The sequence below is a fragment of the Neptunomonas sp. XY-337 genome, from assembly GCF_004959845.1.
GTDB lineage: Bacteria > Pseudomonadota > Gammaproteobacteria > Pseudomonadales > Balneatricaceae > Neptunomonas > Neptunomonas marina.
Genome location: NZ_SPLL01000003.1, coordinates 1 through 16,925, shown reverse-complemented (window position 1 = coordinate 16,925; position 16,925 = coordinate 1). Strand labels below are relative to the sequence as shown.

15 protein-coding genes and 4 tRNA genes are annotated in these 16,925 nt (G+C 50.9%); 17 read left to right on the top strand and 2 right to left on the bottom strand.

What is annotated here, in order from left to right:
- Positions 1 to 14: 14 nt before the first annotated feature.
- The 13 genes from E4L36_RS07175 (at position 15) to E4L36_RS07110 (ending at position 15,019) form a co-directional block, all read left to right on the top strand.
- Positions 15 to 527, top strand: coding sequence for an FKBP-type peptidyl-prolyl cis-trans isomerase (locus tag E4L36_RS07175; protein ID WP_136680065.1), 513 nt, complete (start codon positions 15 to 17; stop codon positions 525 to 527).
- Between the two features lie 8 nt (positions 528 to 535).
- Positions 536 to 1,816, top strand: a complete 1,281-nt coding sequence (locus tag E4L36_RS07170) for a M18 family aminopeptidase (protein WP_136680064.1) — start codon at positions 536 to 538, stop codon at positions 1,814 to 1,816.
- A gap of 152 nt (positions 1,817 to 1,968) precedes the next feature.
- Positions 1,969 to 2,925: an arsenosugar biosynthesis radical SAM (seleno)protein ArsS gene (arsS, locus tag E4L36_RS07165; RefSeq protein WP_136680063.1), complete on the top strand. Its 957-nt coding sequence runs from the start codon at positions 1,969 to 1,971 to the stop codon at positions 2,923 to 2,925.
- Position 2,926: 1 nt separating this feature from the next.
- Complete coding sequence (locus E4L36_RS07160) at positions 2,927 to 5,077, top strand: bifunctional TVP38/TMEM64 family protein/FAD-dependent oxidoreductase (RefSeq protein ID WP_136680062.1); 2,151 nt, start codon at positions 2,927 to 2,929, stop codon at positions 5,075 to 5,077.
- Between the two features lie 14 nt (positions 5,078 to 5,091).
- Entirely contained in the window at positions 5,092 to 5,895 is an 804-nt protein-coding gene (locus E4L36_RS07155; protein ID WP_136680061.1) for a sterol desaturase family protein, read from the top strand.
- A complete protein-coding gene (locus E4L36_RS07150) occupies positions 5,877 to 6,593 on the top strand; it encodes a TIGR04283 family arsenosugar biosynthesis glycosyltransferase (RefSeq protein ID WP_136680060.1) in 717 nt (238 codons plus the stop codon). Before E4L36_RS07155 ends, E4L36_RS07150 begins: the two co-directional genes overlap by 19 nt.
- Complete coding sequence (locus tag E4L36_RS07145; RefSeq protein ID WP_136680059.1) at positions 6,590 to 7,195, top strand: TIGR04282 family arsenosugar biosynthesis glycosyltransferase; 606 nt, start codon at positions 6,590 to 6,592, stop codon at positions 7,193 to 7,195. Before E4L36_RS07150 ends, E4L36_RS07145 begins: the two co-directional genes overlap by 4 nt.
- Positions 7,196 to 7,307: 112 nt before the next feature.
- Positions 7,308 to 8,450 carry an HDOD domain-containing protein gene (locus tag E4L36_RS07140; protein ID WP_169051499.1) on the top strand — a complete coding sequence of 381 codons (1,143 nt, stop codon included), beginning with the start codon at positions 7,308 to 7,310 and terminating at the stop codon, positions 8,448 to 8,450.
- Between the two features lie 51 nt (positions 8,451 to 8,501).
- Positions 8,502 to 9,326, top strand: a complete 825-nt coding sequence (locus tag E4L36_RS07135; RefSeq protein ID WP_136680057.1) for a phosphate/phosphite/phosphonate ABC transporter substrate-binding protein — start codon at positions 8,502 to 8,504, stop codon at positions 9,324 to 9,326.
- Positions 9,327 to 9,337: 11 nt separating this feature from the next.
- On the top strand, positions 9,338 to 10,975 hold the full coding sequence (locus tag E4L36_RS07130; RefSeq protein ID WP_136680056.1) for an ATP-binding protein: 1,638 nt from the start codon (positions 9,338 to 9,340) through the stop codon (positions 10,973 to 10,975).
- A gap of 16 nt (positions 10,976 to 10,991) precedes the next feature.
- On the top strand, positions 10,992 to 12,053 hold the full coding sequence (locus E4L36_RS17815; RefSeq protein ID WP_169051498.1) for an ABC transporter substrate-binding protein: 1,062 nt from the start codon (positions 10,992 to 10,994) through the stop codon (positions 12,051 to 12,053).
- Positions 12,053 to 13,750, top strand: a complete 1,698-nt coding sequence (locus E4L36_RS07115; RefSeq protein ID WP_136680053.1) for a sensor histidine kinase — start codon at positions 12,053 to 12,055, stop codon at positions 13,748 to 13,750. Before E4L36_RS17815 ends, E4L36_RS07115 begins: the two co-directional genes overlap by 1 nt.
- A 153-nt stretch (positions 13,751 to 13,903) precedes the next feature.
- Positions 13,904 to 15,019 carry a YeeE/YedE family protein gene (locus tag E4L36_RS07110; protein WP_136680052.1) on the top strand — a complete coding sequence of 372 codons (1,116 nt, stop codon included), beginning with the start codon at positions 13,904 to 13,906 and terminating at the stop codon, positions 15,017 to 15,019.
- Positions 15,020 to 15,023: 4 nt separating this feature from the next.
- On the opposite strand, the gene E4L36_RS07105 is transcribed toward E4L36_RS07110, so the two are convergent.
- The gene (locus tag E4L36_RS07105) at positions 15,024 to 15,680 is read right to left on the bottom strand and encodes a glutathione S-transferase family protein (protein ID WP_136680051.1); all 657 of its coding nucleotides are present in this window, start codon (positions 15,678 to 15,680) and stop codon (positions 15,024 to 15,026) included.
- Between the two features lie 3 nt (positions 15,681 to 15,683).
- A complete protein-coding gene (locus tag E4L36_RS07100) occupies positions 15,684 to 16,400 on the bottom strand; it encodes a hypothetical protein (RefSeq protein ID WP_136680050.1) in 717 nt (238 codons plus the stop codon).
- A gap of 130 nt (positions 16,401 to 16,530) precedes the next feature.
- Here E4L36_RS07100 and E4L36_RS07095 point away from each other — a divergent pair.
- From E4L36_RS07095 to E4L36_RS07080, 4 genes are all read left to right on the top strand, one after another.
- Positions 16,531 to 16,606 (top strand) — tRNA-Glu (locus tag E4L36_RS07095).
- Between the two features lie 18 nt (positions 16,607 to 16,624).
- Positions 16,625 to 16,700: transfer RNA gene (locus tag E4L36_RS07090), tRNA-Gly, on the top strand.
- A gap of 10 nt (positions 16,701 to 16,710) precedes the next feature.
- Positions 16,711 to 16,786, top strand: a tRNA-Glu gene (locus E4L36_RS07085).
- Positions 16,787 to 16,804: 18 nt separating this feature from the next.
- Positions 16,805 to 16,880: transfer RNA gene (locus E4L36_RS07080), tRNA-Gly, on the top strand.
- Positions 16,881 to 16,925: the final 45 nt, after the last annotated feature.

Below are 16,925 nucleotides of genomic sequence, written 5' to 3'. Positions count from 1 at the left end.
ATGAAGAGGTTTTTATGTGGCAACGCTCTGTTTTGCTCCTGTCTTTGGCGCTTTTAGTCACAGGTTGCGGAGAAGATCCTGAAAAAGAAGCGTTTCGACAATCATTGATCGACAAGGCGCTTAATGATGAAACCCGCAAGGCTGGGGATGCCTTTCAAGCGTCGTATCGTGATCAGCCCGATGTTAAAGAGCTAGAAGCAGGAATATTCTATCGTGTGCTGCGTGACGGCAGTGGAGAGGCACCAGTGCTGCAAGATAGTGTAGTTGTTCATTATGAAGGCACTCGCGTTGATGGTGAGGTTTTTGATAGCTCTTATGAACGCGAAAAGCCCTCCACTCTGCCACTGAAAGGTGTAATTCGCGGGTGGCAAAAAGTGCTAACAAAGATGCCGGTAGGTAGCCAGTGGGAAGTTGTATTACCTCCAGAACAAGCCTATGGTGCAACCAGCCCGAATACTAAAATTCCTGCAAACTCAACGCTGATATTCAAGATTGATCTGCTGGATAAGCAAACCCCTGAGGAGTAACCCAAGAGATGACCGTTGTTAACCGTTTGGCGCAGTTTTTGGATGCTTCTCCAACGCCTTTTCACGCCGTAGAGAATATGCGCGCGGCGTTACTCAGTGCTGGATTTCAAGAGTTAAATGAAGCTGATGCCTGGGATCTGAAAGCGGCCCAGCGATATTTTACAACACGTAACGGCGCTTCTATCGTGGCTTGGCAGATGCCAGCAGATGCCTTGGCTGAGTCAGGGCTGCGAATGGTCGGTGCGCATACCGATTCACCCTGCCTTAAAGTCAAACCAAAACCTGAACTGCACCAACAAGGCTACTGGCAGTTGGGTGTCGAAGTTTACGGTGGCGTTCTACTGAATCCTTGGTTTGATCGCGGGCTTGCTTTGGCGGGGCGCTTAACGTGTCTTGATGAGGACGGTGCGCTGTGCCATCACTTGATCGACTTCAAGCGTGCCATTGCCGTTATTCCGAGTCTTGCTATTCATCTTGACCGTGAGGCTAATAAAAGCCGCTCCATTAACGCTCAAACCATGCTGCCACCTATTTTAGGGCAGTCAGATCAGGCGCTCGATTTTCGTACGTTGCTTCGTGACGAGCTAGCGCGCCAAAGGATTGTGGTTAGCGAGGTGATCGATTACGAATTGTCGTTCTATGATACGCAAGGCGCTGAAACGGTCGGGCTGAATAATGAGCTTTTCATGTCTGCACGCCTTGATAATTTATTGAGCTGTTTTATGGGGCTGGAAGCGCTGCTCACTGCGGATGCAAAAACCGGTATGTTGTTGGTGTGCAATGATCATGAAGAGGTCGGCAGTATGAGTGCCACGGGTGCACAAGGCCCGATGCTAGAAAACGTTTTGATGCGTATGCTGCCGGATGCTGAGCAGCGTATCTGTATGCTGACGCGCTCTATGATGATCTCAGCTGACAACGCCCATGGTATCCATCCCAACTTTGCTGATCGTCATGATGCGAACCATGGCCCTCTGTTGAATGCGGGCCCGGTGATTAAACTTAATGCCAACCAGCGTTATGCATCGACTGATGTGACCAGCGCCATCTTTAAGCTTTTAGCGCGTGATGCTGGTGTGAGTGTGCAGGAGTTTGTTGTGCGTTCTGATATGGGGTGCGGCAGTACCATTGGTCCGATTACATCAGCGGAACTGGGCGTTAAAACACTGGATATCGGTGTGCCGCAGTTTGGTATGCATTCGATTCGTGAGACCGCTGGGGTACAGGATGTTGAGGCGACGGTTGAGGTGCTAACACGCTTTTATCAGCTCGACAGTCTTCCGGCTTAAAGAGCCCAGAGCGCTTTGGCACTTTTGGTCAGAGCGCTCATAAGGCAATCTTTTCATACAGTTTTTGCGTAAAAGTGTGTAACAAAATCAGCCGATACTCGTCTATATTTATATAGATCAAGGTGTTACACCTCACACGATAGGACTGACCTATGCACGAAATGCGCCCCCACCTCATCGCGACCGATTTTCCCCCGCTGATTCGATCCTCACTCGATACGATGCAAGCCAACCTTGGTTATCGTTGCAACCAGACATGTGTACATTGCCATGTTGGGTCCAGCCCCCATCGTACCGAGGAGATGAGCTGGGAAACCATGGAAATGATGCTGCGCGTGATGGAGCAACATCAGGTGACAACACTGGATATGACCGGTGGAGCCCCTGAGATGAATCCTCACTTTCGGCCGTTGGTACAAGCTGCTCGAGCACAAGGTGTTCATGTAATGGACCGCTGTAACTTAACGATTCTCAACGAGCCGGGTTACGAGTGGCTGGCAGATTTCTTGGCAGAGAACCAAGTTGAAGTGGTAGCTTCGTTGCCTTGTTACCTAGAAGATAATGTCGATAAACAGCGGGGCAAGGGCGTATTTCAGCGCAGTATCGAAGGGCTTAAACAACTCAATGAACTGGGCTACGGGCGTACAAAAGCGCTGTCGCTGAGTCTGGTTTTTAATCCTCAAGGCCCTGTGTTGCCGCCAGAGCAGAGCGGCTTAGAGGCCGCCTATAAAACCCATCTGAAAGACGCGTTCGGTGTGGAGTTTACGCAACTCTTTACGCTGGCGAATATGCCGATCAAACGCTTTGGCAGCACATTGATATCAAAAGGCGAGTTTGACGATTATATGGCGCTTCTGAAGGGGTCGTTTAACGCGCAGACTTTACCTGGACTGATGTGCAAGTCGCTGATCTCTGTGGATTGGCAGGGCTACTTATACGATTGTGACTTTAACCAGCAGCTTGAAATGCCGCTGGGTGGCGCGTCAAAGCCTGTGCATATCGCGCAGCTGGCAGATAACGTGGCGGGGGCGCCGATTCGCGTGGCAGAGCATTGTTATGGTTGTACCGCTGGGCAGGGATCCAGCTGTGGCGGAGCGTTGGCTGATTAATATGAACAGATCACGCATTCTACTTGTCGCGCTGATCGGCGCGTTGCTCTTTTTGTTCTGGGCGTTGGGTGGCGCAGAGTTGCTCACATTAGAGCGTTTGCAAGCCGAGCGAGCGGCGTTACTCAACTATCGTGATGCGAACCCATTTTTTAGTAGTGCGCTGTTCTTTACTCTTTACGTCGCTGTTACCGCGCTATCGATTCCCGGTGCGGCGATCATGACGCTCGCTGGCGGCGCGACTTTTGGTTTAGTCTGGGGTGTGGTGCTGATCTCCTTTGCATCCACACTGGGTGCTACGTTGGCGATGTTGCTGGCGCGCTATCTGGCCAGTGATTGGGTACGGCAGCGCTTTGGCACCCGCTTCAAACAGCTAGATAGCGGTATTGAGCGTGAAGGGCCGTTCTATCTTTTCTCGTTGCGCCTGATTCCTGCTGTACCGTTTTTCCTGATCAATGTAGTGATGGGGTTAACGAAAATCCGTATCGCCACATACTGGTGGGTGAGCCAATTAGGGATGCTGCCTGCTACCATCGTTTATGTGAATGCAGGCACAGAGCTTGCGCAGATTAGCCAGCTATCTGATATTTTGTCGCCCAGCTTACTCGGTGCATTCGTGTTGCTTGGACTCTTCCCGTGGATTGCTCGTATTGTGCTTGCGTGGAGTAAGCGGCGCCAGTTGGCACGCCAATGGCAAAAACCGACGCAGTTCGATAATAATTTGCTGGTGATTGGTGCGGGCAGCGGTGGGTTGGTATCGGCCTATATCGCGGCGGCCACCAAAGCTAAGGTGACTTTGATAGAGCGTCACCAGATGGGCGGTGATTGTTTGAATACCGGTTGCGTGCCTTCAAAAGCGCTGCTGCGTTGTGCTCGCCAAGCCAAAATGATAAACCAGAGTGGGCGTTTTGGCATTACCGTCGCGGAACCGCAGATCGATTTTGCTGCAGTCAAGCGCTATGTACAGAACGCGATCTCTCGCATCGAGCCGCACGATTCCGTAGAGCGTTATACCGGTCTGGGTGTTGATGTTATTCAAGGCAGCGCTCGCTTAGTCACGCCTTGGGAGGTAGAAGTCACCAAAAATGATGGCTCCAGTGAGCGGATCTCCTCGCGCAGCATCGTGATCGCCACCGGTGCGCGCCCACGCGTCCCTGAGCTACCCGGCATCGAGCACGTTGATGCGCTGACATCCGACACTATTTGGGGCTTAGCGGCACTGCCGAAGCGTTTGCTTGTGATTGGCGGTGGGCCGATTGGCTGTGAACTTGCGCAGGCGTTTGCGCGGTTAGGAAGTCAGGTTATCTTGGTGCAGCGTCAAGCTGGGCTGCTGCCGAGGGAGGATCAGGATGTTCAAGCGCTTGCTCAAGCGGCGCTGCTGGACGATGGCGTAGAGCTGCATTTAGCAACGCAAGCGCTAAGCTTTGAAAACCGCGATGGCTCGAAGCTATTGCTCGCGGAATCAGCTGCAGGTGAGGTAGAAATACCCTTTGATGAGGTGCTGGTGGCACTGGGGCGCCAGCCAAATACAGAAAATTTAGGGCTTGAAGCGCTGGGGATTTCTCTGGATGCACAGCAGCGGCCGATTTTAGATGCCTACCAAGCCAGCCCGCTCAGCCATATCTATTTTTGTGGCGATGTGATGAGCGATTATCAGTTTACGCATGTGGCGTCCCACCAAGCATGGTATGCCTCTGTCAACGGATTGTTGGATGGTCTGTGGCGCTTTAAAACGGATTATCGGGTGATCCCTTGGGCAACATTCACTGACCCTGAGGTTGCTCGTGTCGGGCTATCTGAAACTGACGCTAAAGCGCAAGGCATAGCATACGATGTCTCAACCTACTCGCTTGAAGAGCTAGATCGAGCGATTGCCGACGGTGAGAATCATGGTTTTGTGAAGGTGTTAACGGTGCCCGGTAAAGATCGGATTTTGGGCGTCACCATCGTTGGTAGCCACTCGGCTGAGCTGATTGCAGAGTTTGTGATGGCGATGAAACACAATTTAGGTCTCAACAAAGTGCTGGGTACTATTCATATCTATCCAACGTATGCGGAAGCCAATAAGTATGTTGCGGGTGTTTGGAAGCGTAGCCAAGTCTCTGCGCGCGTCATGGCGTGGTTAGTTAAGTTTCAACGCTGGCGTCGCTCCTGATTCGGAGAGAGTAAATGACACTTGAAGCGATCGTGCGGCTAACCGCTTTTTTTGGTGTATTCGCCGCCTGTGCTGTGTGGGAAGCCACTCGGCCGCAGCGCCGTTGGTATCATCCACGTATCAAGCATTGGGCAACCAATCTTGGTTTAATGCTGATCAACACCTTGGTAACGCGTTTTACTGTCGGAGCCGTGGCCGTTGCTGCCGCATTATGGGCACAAAATAGCGGCTTTGGCTTGCTCCAATGGTTAGCGCCACAAAGTGTGTTCGGGCAAGCGTTAGCGGTGCTGTTTGCGCTGCTGGCACTGGATCTGGCCATCTGGTTTCAGCATTGGTTGACGCATCGCTGGACGCCTTTGTGGCGTTTACATCGGGTCCACCACACTGACCTTGAGCTCGATGTGACCACCGCCTTGCGCTTTCATCCGGTGGAAATTCTACTCTCGCTCCTCTTTAAAGCGATATTAGTGATTGCGCTCGGTATCGATGTGTGGGTCGTGATCGTATTTGAAGCACTGCTCAGTGCGAGTGCGCTGTTTAATCACGCCAATATTCGCTTACCCAAAGCTGTCGATAGGGTGTTGCGTTGGGTTATCGTCACGCCGGATATGCATCGTATTCATCACTCGGTTGAACCAAACGAAACCAATTCCAATTACGGGTTTTTCCTCTCTTGGTGGGACCGGTTGTTTGAAACCTATCTAGCCAGTACCAAAGATGACCACCTGACGATGCCGCTTGGCCTTAAGGAGTATCGCCAGTCTGATCAATTGACGCTGCCGAAGCTACTAGTGCAACCATGGCGGGGCGTCGAGTGATACCGAAGATCAGCTGTATCATTCCGACACTGAATGAATCTGCTCAGATAGAAGCATGCTTGCAGCCGTTACAGCCGTATCGGGATTGGCTGGAGTTGATTCTTGTAGACGGCGGTAGCGAGGATGAAACCGCTCAGGTTGCTCGGCCTTGGGTTGATAAGGTGGTTGTCTCGCCCGCAGGGCGTGCCTTGCAGATGAACGCTGGCGCTGCGCAGGCGGCCGGTTCTCTTTTGCTCTTTCTGCACATTGATACCCGACTGCCAGCATCGCTAGAAACGCTGCGTGTGCTGTTACACCAGCCGCCCTGTTGGGGGAGGTTTGATGTTCAGATTGATAACGGCAAGAGCTGGTGCCGCTGGGTGGCATTGGGAATGAACGTACGCTCACGGTTGACGAAAATCTGTACAGGGGATCAAGCGTTGTTTGTGACCAAGTCCGTTTTTGAACACGTAGGTGGTTATTCCAAGCAGCCTTTGATGGAAGATATTGCGCTCAGCCGTCTGTTGCGAGCGCAGCCAATAACCTTTGTCCCCCTGTCTGCCAAAGTGTGTACATCCGGGCGCCGCTGGCGCAAGCATGGCGTGTTAAAAACTATCTTACGTATGTGGCTGTGGCGCTTGCGTTACTGGCTGGGCGCCTCCCCGTTTCAGCTCGCTAAAGAGTATGGCTATGTCGTGACTGAAAAGGACTACCGATGACTGATTTTCCTATCATCGTTTTCGCAAAGCCTCCGGTAGCGGGTGTCGCTAAAACGCGCCTTATACCCGCGCTGGGTGAAACCGGAGCCGCTCAGTTGCATGCGCGTTTGCTGGAACAGACGATAAAAACCGCCGTGAAGGCGTCGCAAACTGTCTATCTTTTTACCGCAATGGAGCATGAGCACGAGGCGTTTATCGACCTGCAGAACCGATATGCTATTACGCTGTTGCCGCAAGTTGATGGCGATCTCGGCGCTCGGATGCAGGATGCTTTTGCTAGAGTTGGGCCAGCGCTGTTGATCGGCACAGATTGCCCCAATATCGACGCTGCGTTGCTTGTCCGTTGTGCGCTAGCGCTACAACATCATGATGCGGTATTTGTGAGTGCTGAGGATGGCGGTTACGCTCTGATCGGGCTACATCAACCTTTCGATGAGCTTTTTGCAGGTATTCCTTGGAGCAGCGCGCAAGTTATGCCAGAAACCGTTGAGCGCTTACATAAATTGCAGCTGCGTTGGTTGGAGGTGGCTCAGTTATGGGACGTGGATACGCCCGATGATTATGAGCGTTTATGTGTGCACTTTCCTGATTTGTGCAAATAGGCCTCTCTACCCTATGCTAAGAGGCAGTATAACAATAAGAAGAGGTGCGCTCATGCAAGGCAGGTATGCTTTGGGGCGAGCCTCTGTATTTCTGCTTGTTGAGGACCTGACTATGGAAAGCCCGTTGTTGCTTATCTTTGAACCGAACGAGGAGGTGCGGTCAGCGTTTCAAGTTGCAATGGCTGAAATTACCGATAGCCAGTGGCGCGTTTATGAAGCTGATAGCTTGGATAGTGCGCTCCAAGCGTTGCGTGATAGCACTCCTAATGTGGTTGTTAGTCACAGCTTTACAACAGAAGGCGGTGCTGAATTTTTGGCGCTGGCTAAACAGTTGCAACCCGAAGCGGTACGCGTACTCTTTACTGAAGACTTTCATGATGAGGTGATGACCGACAGTATTGCGGCGGTGCATCTGGTTATGCCTCAGCCGCTGAGCTGTGAGACATTGGCGGATATTGTTACCCGCGCTCAAACGATGCAGCGCTTGAAACTAAATGACAGCCTGCGTAGTTCGCTAGGGCGGATTGATGCGTTGCCACTATTACCCAGCAGTTATCTGCAGCTGTGCCGAGTACTAGACGATCCTGACGCCTCGCTCTCGCAAGTGGCTCGCTTAGTGGAGCAGGACCCAGCCCTGCTCGCTAAAGTCCTGCATATCGCAAACTCTGCCTTTTTTGGTTTCTCTAGCCCTGTGGACAGCGCCTTTGATGCCGCGCTTCGCTTGGGTATCGATCTATTAAAATCGCTTGTATTGGTTTTAGGCGTTTATGCTGGACGGCGTGGCCTGTCGGCAGCCGATCAGCAGCGCTTGGCAAATAATGCCTTTTTGGTTGCAGATCGGGCTGCTGAACTATCCCGTTATCTTGGACGCGATAGAAAACAGACTGAACGCGCGTATATCGCTGGGCTGCTGCATAATGTCGGTGAAATTTTAGGCGGTATTTTGGAGGTTCAGGACTCACGCTCTACGGCTGATGAGTTTGACCTTAGTCAGGGGGATTACTCCGTTGCTGGCGGCTATCTGCTGAGTTTGTGGGGATTTCCTGCTGCGGTGGTTGATGCGGTTTGTTTTAGCAATCAGCCTCAAAATATGCCGCAGCCGAACGAACTTTGTACCATACTCTATGTAGCTCAGTTAGCGGTTTCTTGTCAGCAAAACCAAGTGGACCCGCTGCTATCATTGGACAAGCCCTTGGTGGCTGCTCATGGTATCGATGTACAAGTTGTTGCTTGGCTTAAGGACGCGTGCTCATAAACGGCGCGTGGGGTGTATGCCGCTTTGCCATATACCGTTTGGAGGAGATATATGAAACGTCTAGTTTTAGTACTTGCCTTGGCTTTTTCCTTTCTTAATTTTGCTCACGCGAGCGAGCAGGTTTACACCTTGGGTGTTGTTCCTCAGCAATCGGCGAAGAAGCTGGCGCGCTTATGGACGCCAGTGACTCAATACCTGTCTAGTAAAACGGGGTTGGCAATACGTTTTGCGACCGCGCGCGATATTCCCACGTTTGAAAAACGGGTTGTGGAAGGTGAGTATGACATCGCTTATATGAACCCGTACCATTACACCGTTTTCAGCCAAAAGCCGGGCTACCGAGCCATTGCGAAGCAAAAAAACAAACAGATAAAAGGGATCTTTGTCGTTCGTGACGATAGTCCCATTCAGTCCCTGAATGAGCTAAGTGGGCAAAAGTTGGCTTTTCCATCGCCAGCGGCATTTGCTGCCAGTGTTATACCGCGCGCGCAGCTTGATAAAGAGCAAATTGCTTACGAGCCTAAGTATGTCTCGTCCCATGATTCAGTCTACCGAAACGTTGCCAAGGGATTCTTTAAAGCGGGTGGCGGCGTTATGAGGACGTTTAATAACACTGCGCCGGAGGTTAAAGCGCAGTTGCGTGTATTATGGACAACGCCAGGCTATACACCTCACGCGCTGGCTGTGCATCCTAGAGTGTCGTCATCAGCAAGCGAAGCGATTCAAACGGCATTGGTTGAAATGGCGAGCGATCCCGAAGGGGCCATACTGTTGAAATCGCTCAACTTTAAACAGTTAGAAGCAGCTGGCGATGATGACTGGGACGATGTAAGAGCTCTCAACATTAAGCTGCTTGATCACTTATTGAGTGAGTAACAAGACCATTTATGTCACTACGGCTTAAAACCATACTCGGTATCGCACTGATCGAAGGTGCGCTCTTGTTGGTGCTTCTTATTACGATGATGGATTTTATCCGAGATTCGAACTATGAAGCATTGCGAAAACGTGCTGAGTCCACGGTCACGTTGTTTTCTACGATGACTAAAGACGCGGTGCTCTCCTATGACTTGGCTTCGCTCGAAGCATTTGTTTCGGAAGTTTTGCGTAACGAAGATTTGCGCTACGCCCGGATAGTGACGCCGGATGGCGAAGTTTTTGCTCAGAGCGGTGAAATAAGCCACTTTGTGGCAGGCAAATTCGCTACCGATACAGAGGTTGCAAACGTTGATGACAACGTATACGACATCTCGGGCAGTATTGCTGAGGGAGGTGAAGTTTACGGGTATGTGCAGGTGGGTTTAGATGTCGGTACAATCAATGCGTCTATTGCGGCAATTAATCGCTGGGGGATTGCGCTCGCATCGTTCGAGATGGTGCTGGTGGCGCTCTTTTCATTTGTTTTAGGTGGCTACCTCACTAAGCAATTAGACGTGCTACGAAAAACGGCTCGTAAGGTGACCGACGGTGACTTTGATGTGCAAGTTGAGGTCAAAACGAGAGATGAGATCGGAGAGGTTTCTTCAGCTTTTAACCGCATGGTTACGAGCCTAAAGTCGGCGCAGACTCAGCGCGACCAATATGAGAGTGAGTTATTGGAGCTGAACCAGTCGCTTGAAGAGCGTGTACTCAAACGGACGCGAGCATTACAAGCGAAGCATGTTGAGCTGCAAGAGACCTATCAGTCCCTCAAGGATACCCAAGCAAAGTTACTGCAATCAGAAAAATTGGCATCCGTGGGGGTTCTAGCGGCCGGGGTTGCTCATGAAATTAATAATCCAATTGCTTTTGTAATGAGTAATTTAGAGTCGCTATCGGGATACATTAACGACTATGAAGCACTGATCGATAGCTATCATACGCTTAAGGACGAATCTGATGATGCGGCCCGCCATGCCAAGTTGGAGCAGATTGAGGCGAAGCTAGACCAGCTAGACTATGAATTTGTTAAAGAGGATGTTGAAGATCTCTTAAAGGATTCAGCACAGGGCACCCAAAGGGTGCGCGATATTGTGGTTGGCTTATCGGAATTTGCACAGCTTAACCAAGATGACAGCTGGGGCATGGTTGATCTCAACGAGTGTATTCAAGTCACCTTGCAGCTTCTGCAGGGGCGTATCCCGTCTGGGTGCAAAGTACGCACGAGTCTTGGTATTTTGAGCTTAACGTATGGCGCCGCCGCGCAGCTGAACCAAGCGCTGTTGAATGTGATTCAAAATGCACTGCAAGCTGTCGGCGAGCAGGGCAGTGTTGATATCGTTACCAAAGAGCAGTCTGGGCGCTTGATCGTATCGATACGTGATTCAGGCACTGGTATTGCCGCTGAGGAACTTGATAAGGTGTTTGATCCATTCTTCACCACGCGGGCTGTGGGTGAGGGTACAGGTTTAGGTTTAGCGATGGCCTATGGAATCGCCAAAGATCATGGCGGTGAGATAAAAGTGAAAAGTGAGCTGGGTAAAGGAAGTCAATTTATTATTATCTTGCCTATCCGAGATGAGACTCAGTTGGCATCGGCATCATAGTTTGGCGGGGTGGTATGTGAATCTGAGCGGTTGGGCTCGTTTACTGCTATTTAGTGTACTTTTGGCATTGGGTAGCCTGCCTCTGACGGTGCAGGCAGAGGATAGTGTGTCACTGGATCGCTTTCGTGAGTATGTCGAGCGGTCTGTAGATACGCCGAGTGGTGCTAACAAAAAGCCGATTAAAATTGCCATTGTCTACCCGGGCTTACAAACGTCTGATTATTGGCTACGCAGTATTAAAGCGCTGCAAGGGCGGTTGGATGATCACGGCTTGGCGTACGAGCTTGATGTGCGTTTTTCGCGCCCCTATATCCAGCAAGACTTGCAAGAGAGCCAGTTATTAGAGGTTCTTCAGAATGATCCCGATTACCTTGTGTACACCATCAATTCGGACCGCCAGCGTCGCGTGGTCGAATATCTGCTGCAGCGCGAACGCCCCAAAGTTATCATTCAAAATCTGACGCAGCCCGTTGCTCAGTGGTTTGATGTGCAGCCGCTCATGTATATAGGCTTTGACCATGCTGCGGGCGCGCGAAAATTAGCGCAGTTCTATAAAAGGAAATACCCCAAGGGTACACCCTTTGGTCTTCTCTATTGGGATAAAGGCGTGGTGAGCGAACAGCGGGGTGATGTGTTTCTCAAAGAGGTAGAGCGAACTCACCAGTTGAAAGCCAGTTACTTTACTGACGCTAGCCGTATCTCTGCTAAACATGCTGCGCTGAAAATGCTTCGTGAGCACCCCGGTATTCGCTATATCTACGCCTGCGCCACCGATGTCTCCTTGGGAGCGCTTGATGCGTTGCGTGAGTTAGGTGATCCGCCCATTACCGTGAATGGATGGGGAGGTGGCGAAGCTGAGCTAGAGATGTTTCGTCAGCAAAAGCTTGGTGTCGTGTTGATGCGTATGAACGATCAAAACGGCATCGCGATGGCAGAAGCGATACGCCTAGATCGATTGGGCTATCAGATTCCATTGGTCTTCTCGGGGGAGTTCGAGGTGTTGACCCAGAGTATGAAAGAGGGCGCTTTAGAGCATTTGCTGGAGCGTGCGTTCCGTTACTCGGGAGGGATGCCCTAATGGTGCTGCGCTTTCGTACGCTGATATTTTTTCTATTCCTGATTATTTTGTCCGGTTTTCTGGCGATCTTTTCGCTCAACTTTTTCAGTGCCGCAGAGAGTATCTTGCGTGAAGAGGCGAAAACGTCGATGCAGCAAAGCGCTGCCGCGATGCGGCGCGAGCTAGAAGCGCAGTTACGGCTGCTGGATCAAGAGTTGGCAGCATTAGCCATGACTGATGTGATGCGTGAAGCGGTTACCACCGGCTCTGCGTTGCAGTTGCAACGGAGTATCGAGGGTTCTGGTTTACACAGTGCTGAGATCAAGAGCCACCACTTCTTGGTGGTTTCTTCATTCAATTACGAGCGTTGTTATGTGTTGAAAAGCCGCCTACTGGAGATCGGCTCTGGCTCGTGTGAACAGATATACCACGCCTATTCGCAGGCGTTAACCGAGGGTTGGAGTAGCTTCCGTAGTGGTACTCACGTTTTGCTCGGGAAAGATTACCTGATTACTGATACCGATAACCGTGTTGTCGGGCGGGTGATCGGAGGCATTAAGTTATCGGATAACCGCCTTTTCTTAAGTCAATTGGTGAACAGGTCTGCGGCTCAGATCCATGGCGCTCAGCTGTTGTTTGATGGTGTTGCAATCAGCCAGTATGGCCCAAATCAGGCGGCAGCAACCAACCAGTTAACCTCGCACATGCTGTCGTTGCCGAACTTAGGCAGTAGTTTGGGGCTACAACTGGATGTCAATGCGGACCAGATTGGTGTGCTCGGTAAGCAGATGTTACGTCTAATAGCTGGCGGTGTGCTAGTCGGTTTACTGGTGAGTGCGTTTATCGCGCTAATTTTATCAGGTGCGCTAGACAAGCAATTGCAAAAGCTGCTCCGGCATGTGCGCGATACGGTTGATTCGAGCAGCAAAGGTGAGTGGAATGCCGGCACAATCGCCGAGTTTAATCATTTAGGTAAAGAGATCGATACGATGGTGCAAGCGTTAACGTCCCATCGCAGCGAGCTGCATGTGGCGAATGAGCGTTTGGAGCAGGCGTTGCGTGAAAAACGCGCCATCCTTCATCAGCTTATCCACAGCCAAGAGCAAGAGCGCAACCACCTTGCCCATGAACTTCATGATGAGCTGGGACAGTTGCTAACGGCAGTGCGTGTAGAGACCGTACTGCTAGAGTACGACGTGGATGCAAAAGACAACGCATTGGAGCATATCGATAAGATTAAACACCTTGTCGCAGATATGTATGAAACCGTCTACGACCGCATTATGGCCCTTCGCCCAGCTGAATTAGATGATATGGGGTTAAGTGAATCGATTCGTCAGATTGCAGCATTGAAAAGTTTGCAACAGACTGGCGTCGAGGTTTTTCTAGATATCGAGGACGTTGTGTTGCCTGGGGATGCTGATATTCACCTGTATCGCATTATTCAAGAGGCGCTGACCAATGTCTTAAAGCATGCACATGCGAGTTGCACTAATGTCGTGCTCAAGCAAGAAGAGACTTATGTGCTGCTGCGGATTTGTGACGACGGGGCAGGATTTGACGAATCGAAGGGGATTGAGCAATTTGGCGGCTTTGGCTTGCTCGGCATAAAAGAGCGCTGCGAATACATGGGCGCTGAGCTGAAAATTAGTGGGGATCATGGTGTGTGTATTGAAGTTTCATTGGCGATTCTTCGCGAAGACTGTTTAGAACCTTGATATAGCGCATAACAGCAAAAGAGGTTGCTTGGTTAAACTATGATCAGTTAAAGCGCGGGTTGTTGGGGCTGCTTATGAGAGTAGCCCTTTTTTGTGCTTCATATTTTATATATCTAATTGATATATCCTAATTCTTAAATGTGTGGTTAGTGTATGGATTTTGACTTTCTAATCGAGCGTTTTGGTGAAGCTGGCACAACCGCGTTAGGGGGGCTGGTTCTTGGGGTTATGTTTGGGGTTTTCGCCCAGAAGAGCCAATTTTGTTTACGTGCTGCTGTTGTTGAGTTTGCTCGCGGTCAAATTGGCCCCAAGGTAGCCATTTGGCTACTCACCTTCGCTGCGGCTGTTGGGGGCACTCAAGCGCTGATTACTTATGGGGCGCTAGATATATCCGACTCTCGAATGCTCGCAAGTTATGGCAGCCTTTCTGGCGCTATTGTGGGTGGACTTTTATTCGGTGCTGGGATGGTGCTGGCGCGTGGGTGTGGTGCGCGGCTTTTAGTGCTGGCGGCCACCGGTAATTTACGTGCGCTGTTTTCTGGGTTGCTATTTGCAGCGGTCGCGCAGGCATCATTGCGTGGTGTACTTGCACCTGTTCGCGAGGGCGTGGTGAATGCGTGGTTGCTGCACAATGATGGTGGGTTAGAGCTGATCTCTTTCCTAGGGCTGGGCTCATACACAGGCATCTACTTGGGCGTCGCATGTTTTGCTATCGCTATCTATTTTGGTATCCGGAACCGTCTAGGGTTTTGGGCGTGGCTAGGTGCCCTAGGTGTCGGTTCTATGGTGGTTGGCGGCTGGTGGTTTACCTATCATCTCTCTTATCAAACCTTTGATCCAACCCAAGTGGAAAGTATGACGTTTACGGGGCCCTCAGCTGATACCTTAATGTACTTCTTGTTGCCCAGTGGTGCGGAGCTTGATTTCGATGTGGGCTTGGTGCCGGGCGTGTTTCTTGGCTCTTTTATGGCCGCTTTACTGTCGCGCAACTTGAAACTGCAAGGCTTTAAAGATGGTAGCAGTATGGTGCGCTATATTCTCGGTGCTGTTTTTATGGGAATGGGAGGCATGTTAGCGGGAGGTTGTGCGGTGGGTGCTGGCCTAACCGGAGGATCAGCGTTTTCGATTACCGCTTGGGTAGCGCTTGCGGCGATGTGGGCCGGTGCTGCGGCAACTGATGCACTCGTTGACCGAGAGTGGGGGGCGGATCGCCGCTCCCTTTGGTCTCGGTATGTGCGTTTTCCTAATCACTCAGCGCCAGCCAACTAAGCTACTACTGACCCTGAAGCTTGGTGATCGCTGCTTTCTCTTGGTCGATCATCGCAGCGATAAAGGGCATAGCTGTCATACGCGTATACCAGTCAGCTAAGTTCGGCCAACGTTCGGCGTCAACGTATTCCCCGCCATGTGCCATGCTAATAAGTTGTGAACAAATGGCGAAATCGGCAAGGCATGGTTTATCACCCAGAAAGAACGCGTTTTTAAGCTCGCCTTCGAGATAGTCAAAATGCGGCGGCAATTTTTCATTAATCGCAGCTTTGATCCTCTCGTGATCGGGCGCTTTCCCGCTGAGTGGCGCCACGATATTTTGGAAAAAGATACTAAATGTCGTGTGAGGCGCTAGCTCATAGTCGGCGTATTTCTCAAGCCATTTGCAGCGTGCGTTCAGGTACGGGGTGTCGGGTAACGTGGGAGTCTCTGGGAAGTAGTCATCTAAAAAGTGACAAATCACTGCTGAATCTGCCAGCGTAATATCGTCTCCGATGGTTAGAGCAGGAACACGTCGTAGCGGGTTGAGCGTTTTGTACTCCTCGGGCGTTGCATAGGGCACGACCATCTTGGACTCATAAGGTTGTTGTTTGTACTCCAGCGCAAAGCGTACTTTGCGAACGAACGCTGAGAGTGGTGCTCCGTGTAGTATAGGGGTCATTGTTTATCCTTCTTGTTCTTCAATGTTATCGGGGGAGGCTGGGTCTTTCGCATCTTGAATTGATGCTTCAAGCTCGGTTACATAGGTGCGTAGTTCATAGATCTGGCGGTCGGTAAAATGGCGGTGATCAATGCGCTCAAGCGTGTGCAGGCAGTTTTTGAACTGGTGCAACGCAGGCTTGGGGCCTTTAACGGCTTGGTACTCCAGCGCATCGAAAACCAGCCCGTCAACGGCAACTTGCTGAACACAGTAGTGGCAGTATTTGAGCAACTCACTAATGGTTGATGCTGATTGACGGTTGCGATTGGCTAAATTCTTTAACCACGCTGCGAGCTCTTTGCTCATTGCTGCGGCTTTGAGGGCTTGGTCTTTATCATGTAAGCGCGTTAGCGAACCCGCTTTATATGGAGTGGGCGGGGCGGGTTGTTGTGACACTGATGCTTTGGCAGCATTTTGCATAGCTGCTGAGTTATCCAGTGTTAAAAGTTTGCGCCATTGAGCAGTGAGGTAGTGAGATAAAAACTCAGCTAACTGCGGCGACATAAGCTCGCTGGGGAAACCATCGCGAATCTGTTCTGCGTAGCGAATATCGGCACGCAATGCACGTAGAGCAGAGCGTTTCTGTTGGCGCTGATTCTCTAATGACTGCACGACAAAAGCGGCGCCTGCCAGCGTTATTACAACAATAATGATAACAAAGCCTGTTTCGGCGGGAGTCATGGTGTGCAAATCCTAGCCAATTTGAAGTATTTGATTTTATAGGAAAAGCCTTTAAAAAAAACGCTTGACGCCAATCGTTATGGAGCATAAGATACGCCCCGCATTTGAGGCAACGCTTCATGTGTGCAACGTCCCATTCGTCTAGTGGTCTAGGACACCGCCCTTTCACGGCGGTAACAGGGGTTCGAACCCCCTATGGGACGCCATTTCCTTTTAGGAATTGGGCGGGAATAGCTCAGTTGGTAGAGCACAACCTTGCCAAGGTTGGGGTCGCGAGTTCGAGTCTCGTTTCCCGCTCCAAAATTTATACGTCCCATTCGTCTAGTGGTCTAGGACACCGCCCTTTCACGGCGGTAACAGGGGTTCGAACCCCCTATGGGACGCCATTTCCTATTTAGGAATATGCGGGAATAGCTCAGTTGGTAGAGCACAACCTTGCCAAGGTTGGGGTCGCGAGTTCGAGTCTCGTTTCCCGCTCCAAAATTTATACGTCCCATTCGTCTAGTGGTCTAGGACACCGCCCTT

Bases quoted from the DNA above. Each gene is read 5' to 3' on its own strand.
- E4L36_RS07100 (WP_136680050.1), bottom strand. From the start codon at position 16,400: ATGACTCCCGCCGAAACAGGCTTTGTTATCATTATTGTTGTAATAACG.
- E4L36_RS07130 (WP_136680056.1), top strand. From the start codon at position 9,338: ATGTCACTACGGCTTAAAACCATACTCGGTATCGCACTGATCGAAGGT.
- E4L36_RS07115 (WP_136680053.1), top strand. From the start codon at position 12,053: ATGGTGCTGCGCTTTCGTACGCTGATATTTTTTCTATTCCTGATTATT.
- E4L36_RS07105 (WP_136680051.1), bottom strand. From the start codon at position 15,680: ATGACCCCTATACTACACGGAGCACCACTCTCAGCGTTCGTTCGCAAA.
- arsS (WP_136680063.1), top strand. From the start codon at position 1,969: ATGCACGAAATGCGCCCCCACCTCATCGCGACCGATTTTCCCCCGCTG.
- E4L36_RS07160 (WP_136680062.1), top strand. From the start codon at position 2,927: ATGAACAGATCACGCATTCTACTTGTCGCGCTGATCGGCGCGTTGCTC.
- E4L36_RS07155 (WP_136680061.1), top strand. From the start codon at position 5,092: ATGACACTTGAAGCGATCGTGCGGCTAACCGCTTTTTTTGGTGTATTC.
- E4L36_RS07110 (WP_136680052.1), top strand. From the start codon at position 13,904: ATGGATTTTGACTTTCTAATCGAGCGTTTTGGTGAAGCTGGCACAACC.
- E4L36_RS07170 (WP_136680064.1), top strand. From the start codon at position 536: ATGACCGTTGTTAACCGTTTGGCGCAGTTTTTGGATGCTTCTCCAACG.
- E4L36_RS07145 (WP_136680059.1), top strand. From the start codon at position 6,590: ATGACTGATTTTCCTATCATCGTTTTCGCAAAGCCTCCGGTAGCGGGT.
- E4L36_RS07135 (WP_136680057.1), top strand. From the start codon at position 8,502: ATGAAACGTCTAGTTTTAGTACTTGCCTTGGCTTTTTCCTTTCTTAAT.
- E4L36_RS07140 (WP_169051499.1), top strand. From the start codon at position 7,308: ATGGAAAGCCCGTTGTTGCTTATCTTTGAACCGAACGAGGAGGTGCGG.
- E4L36_RS07175 (WP_136680065.1), top strand. From the start codon at position 15: ATGTGGCAACGCTCTGTTTTGCTCCTGTCTTTGGCGCTTTTAGTCACA.
- E4L36_RS07150 (WP_136680060.1), top strand. From the start codon at position 5,877: ATGGCGGGGCGTCGAGTGATACCGAAGATCAGCTGTATCATTCCGACA.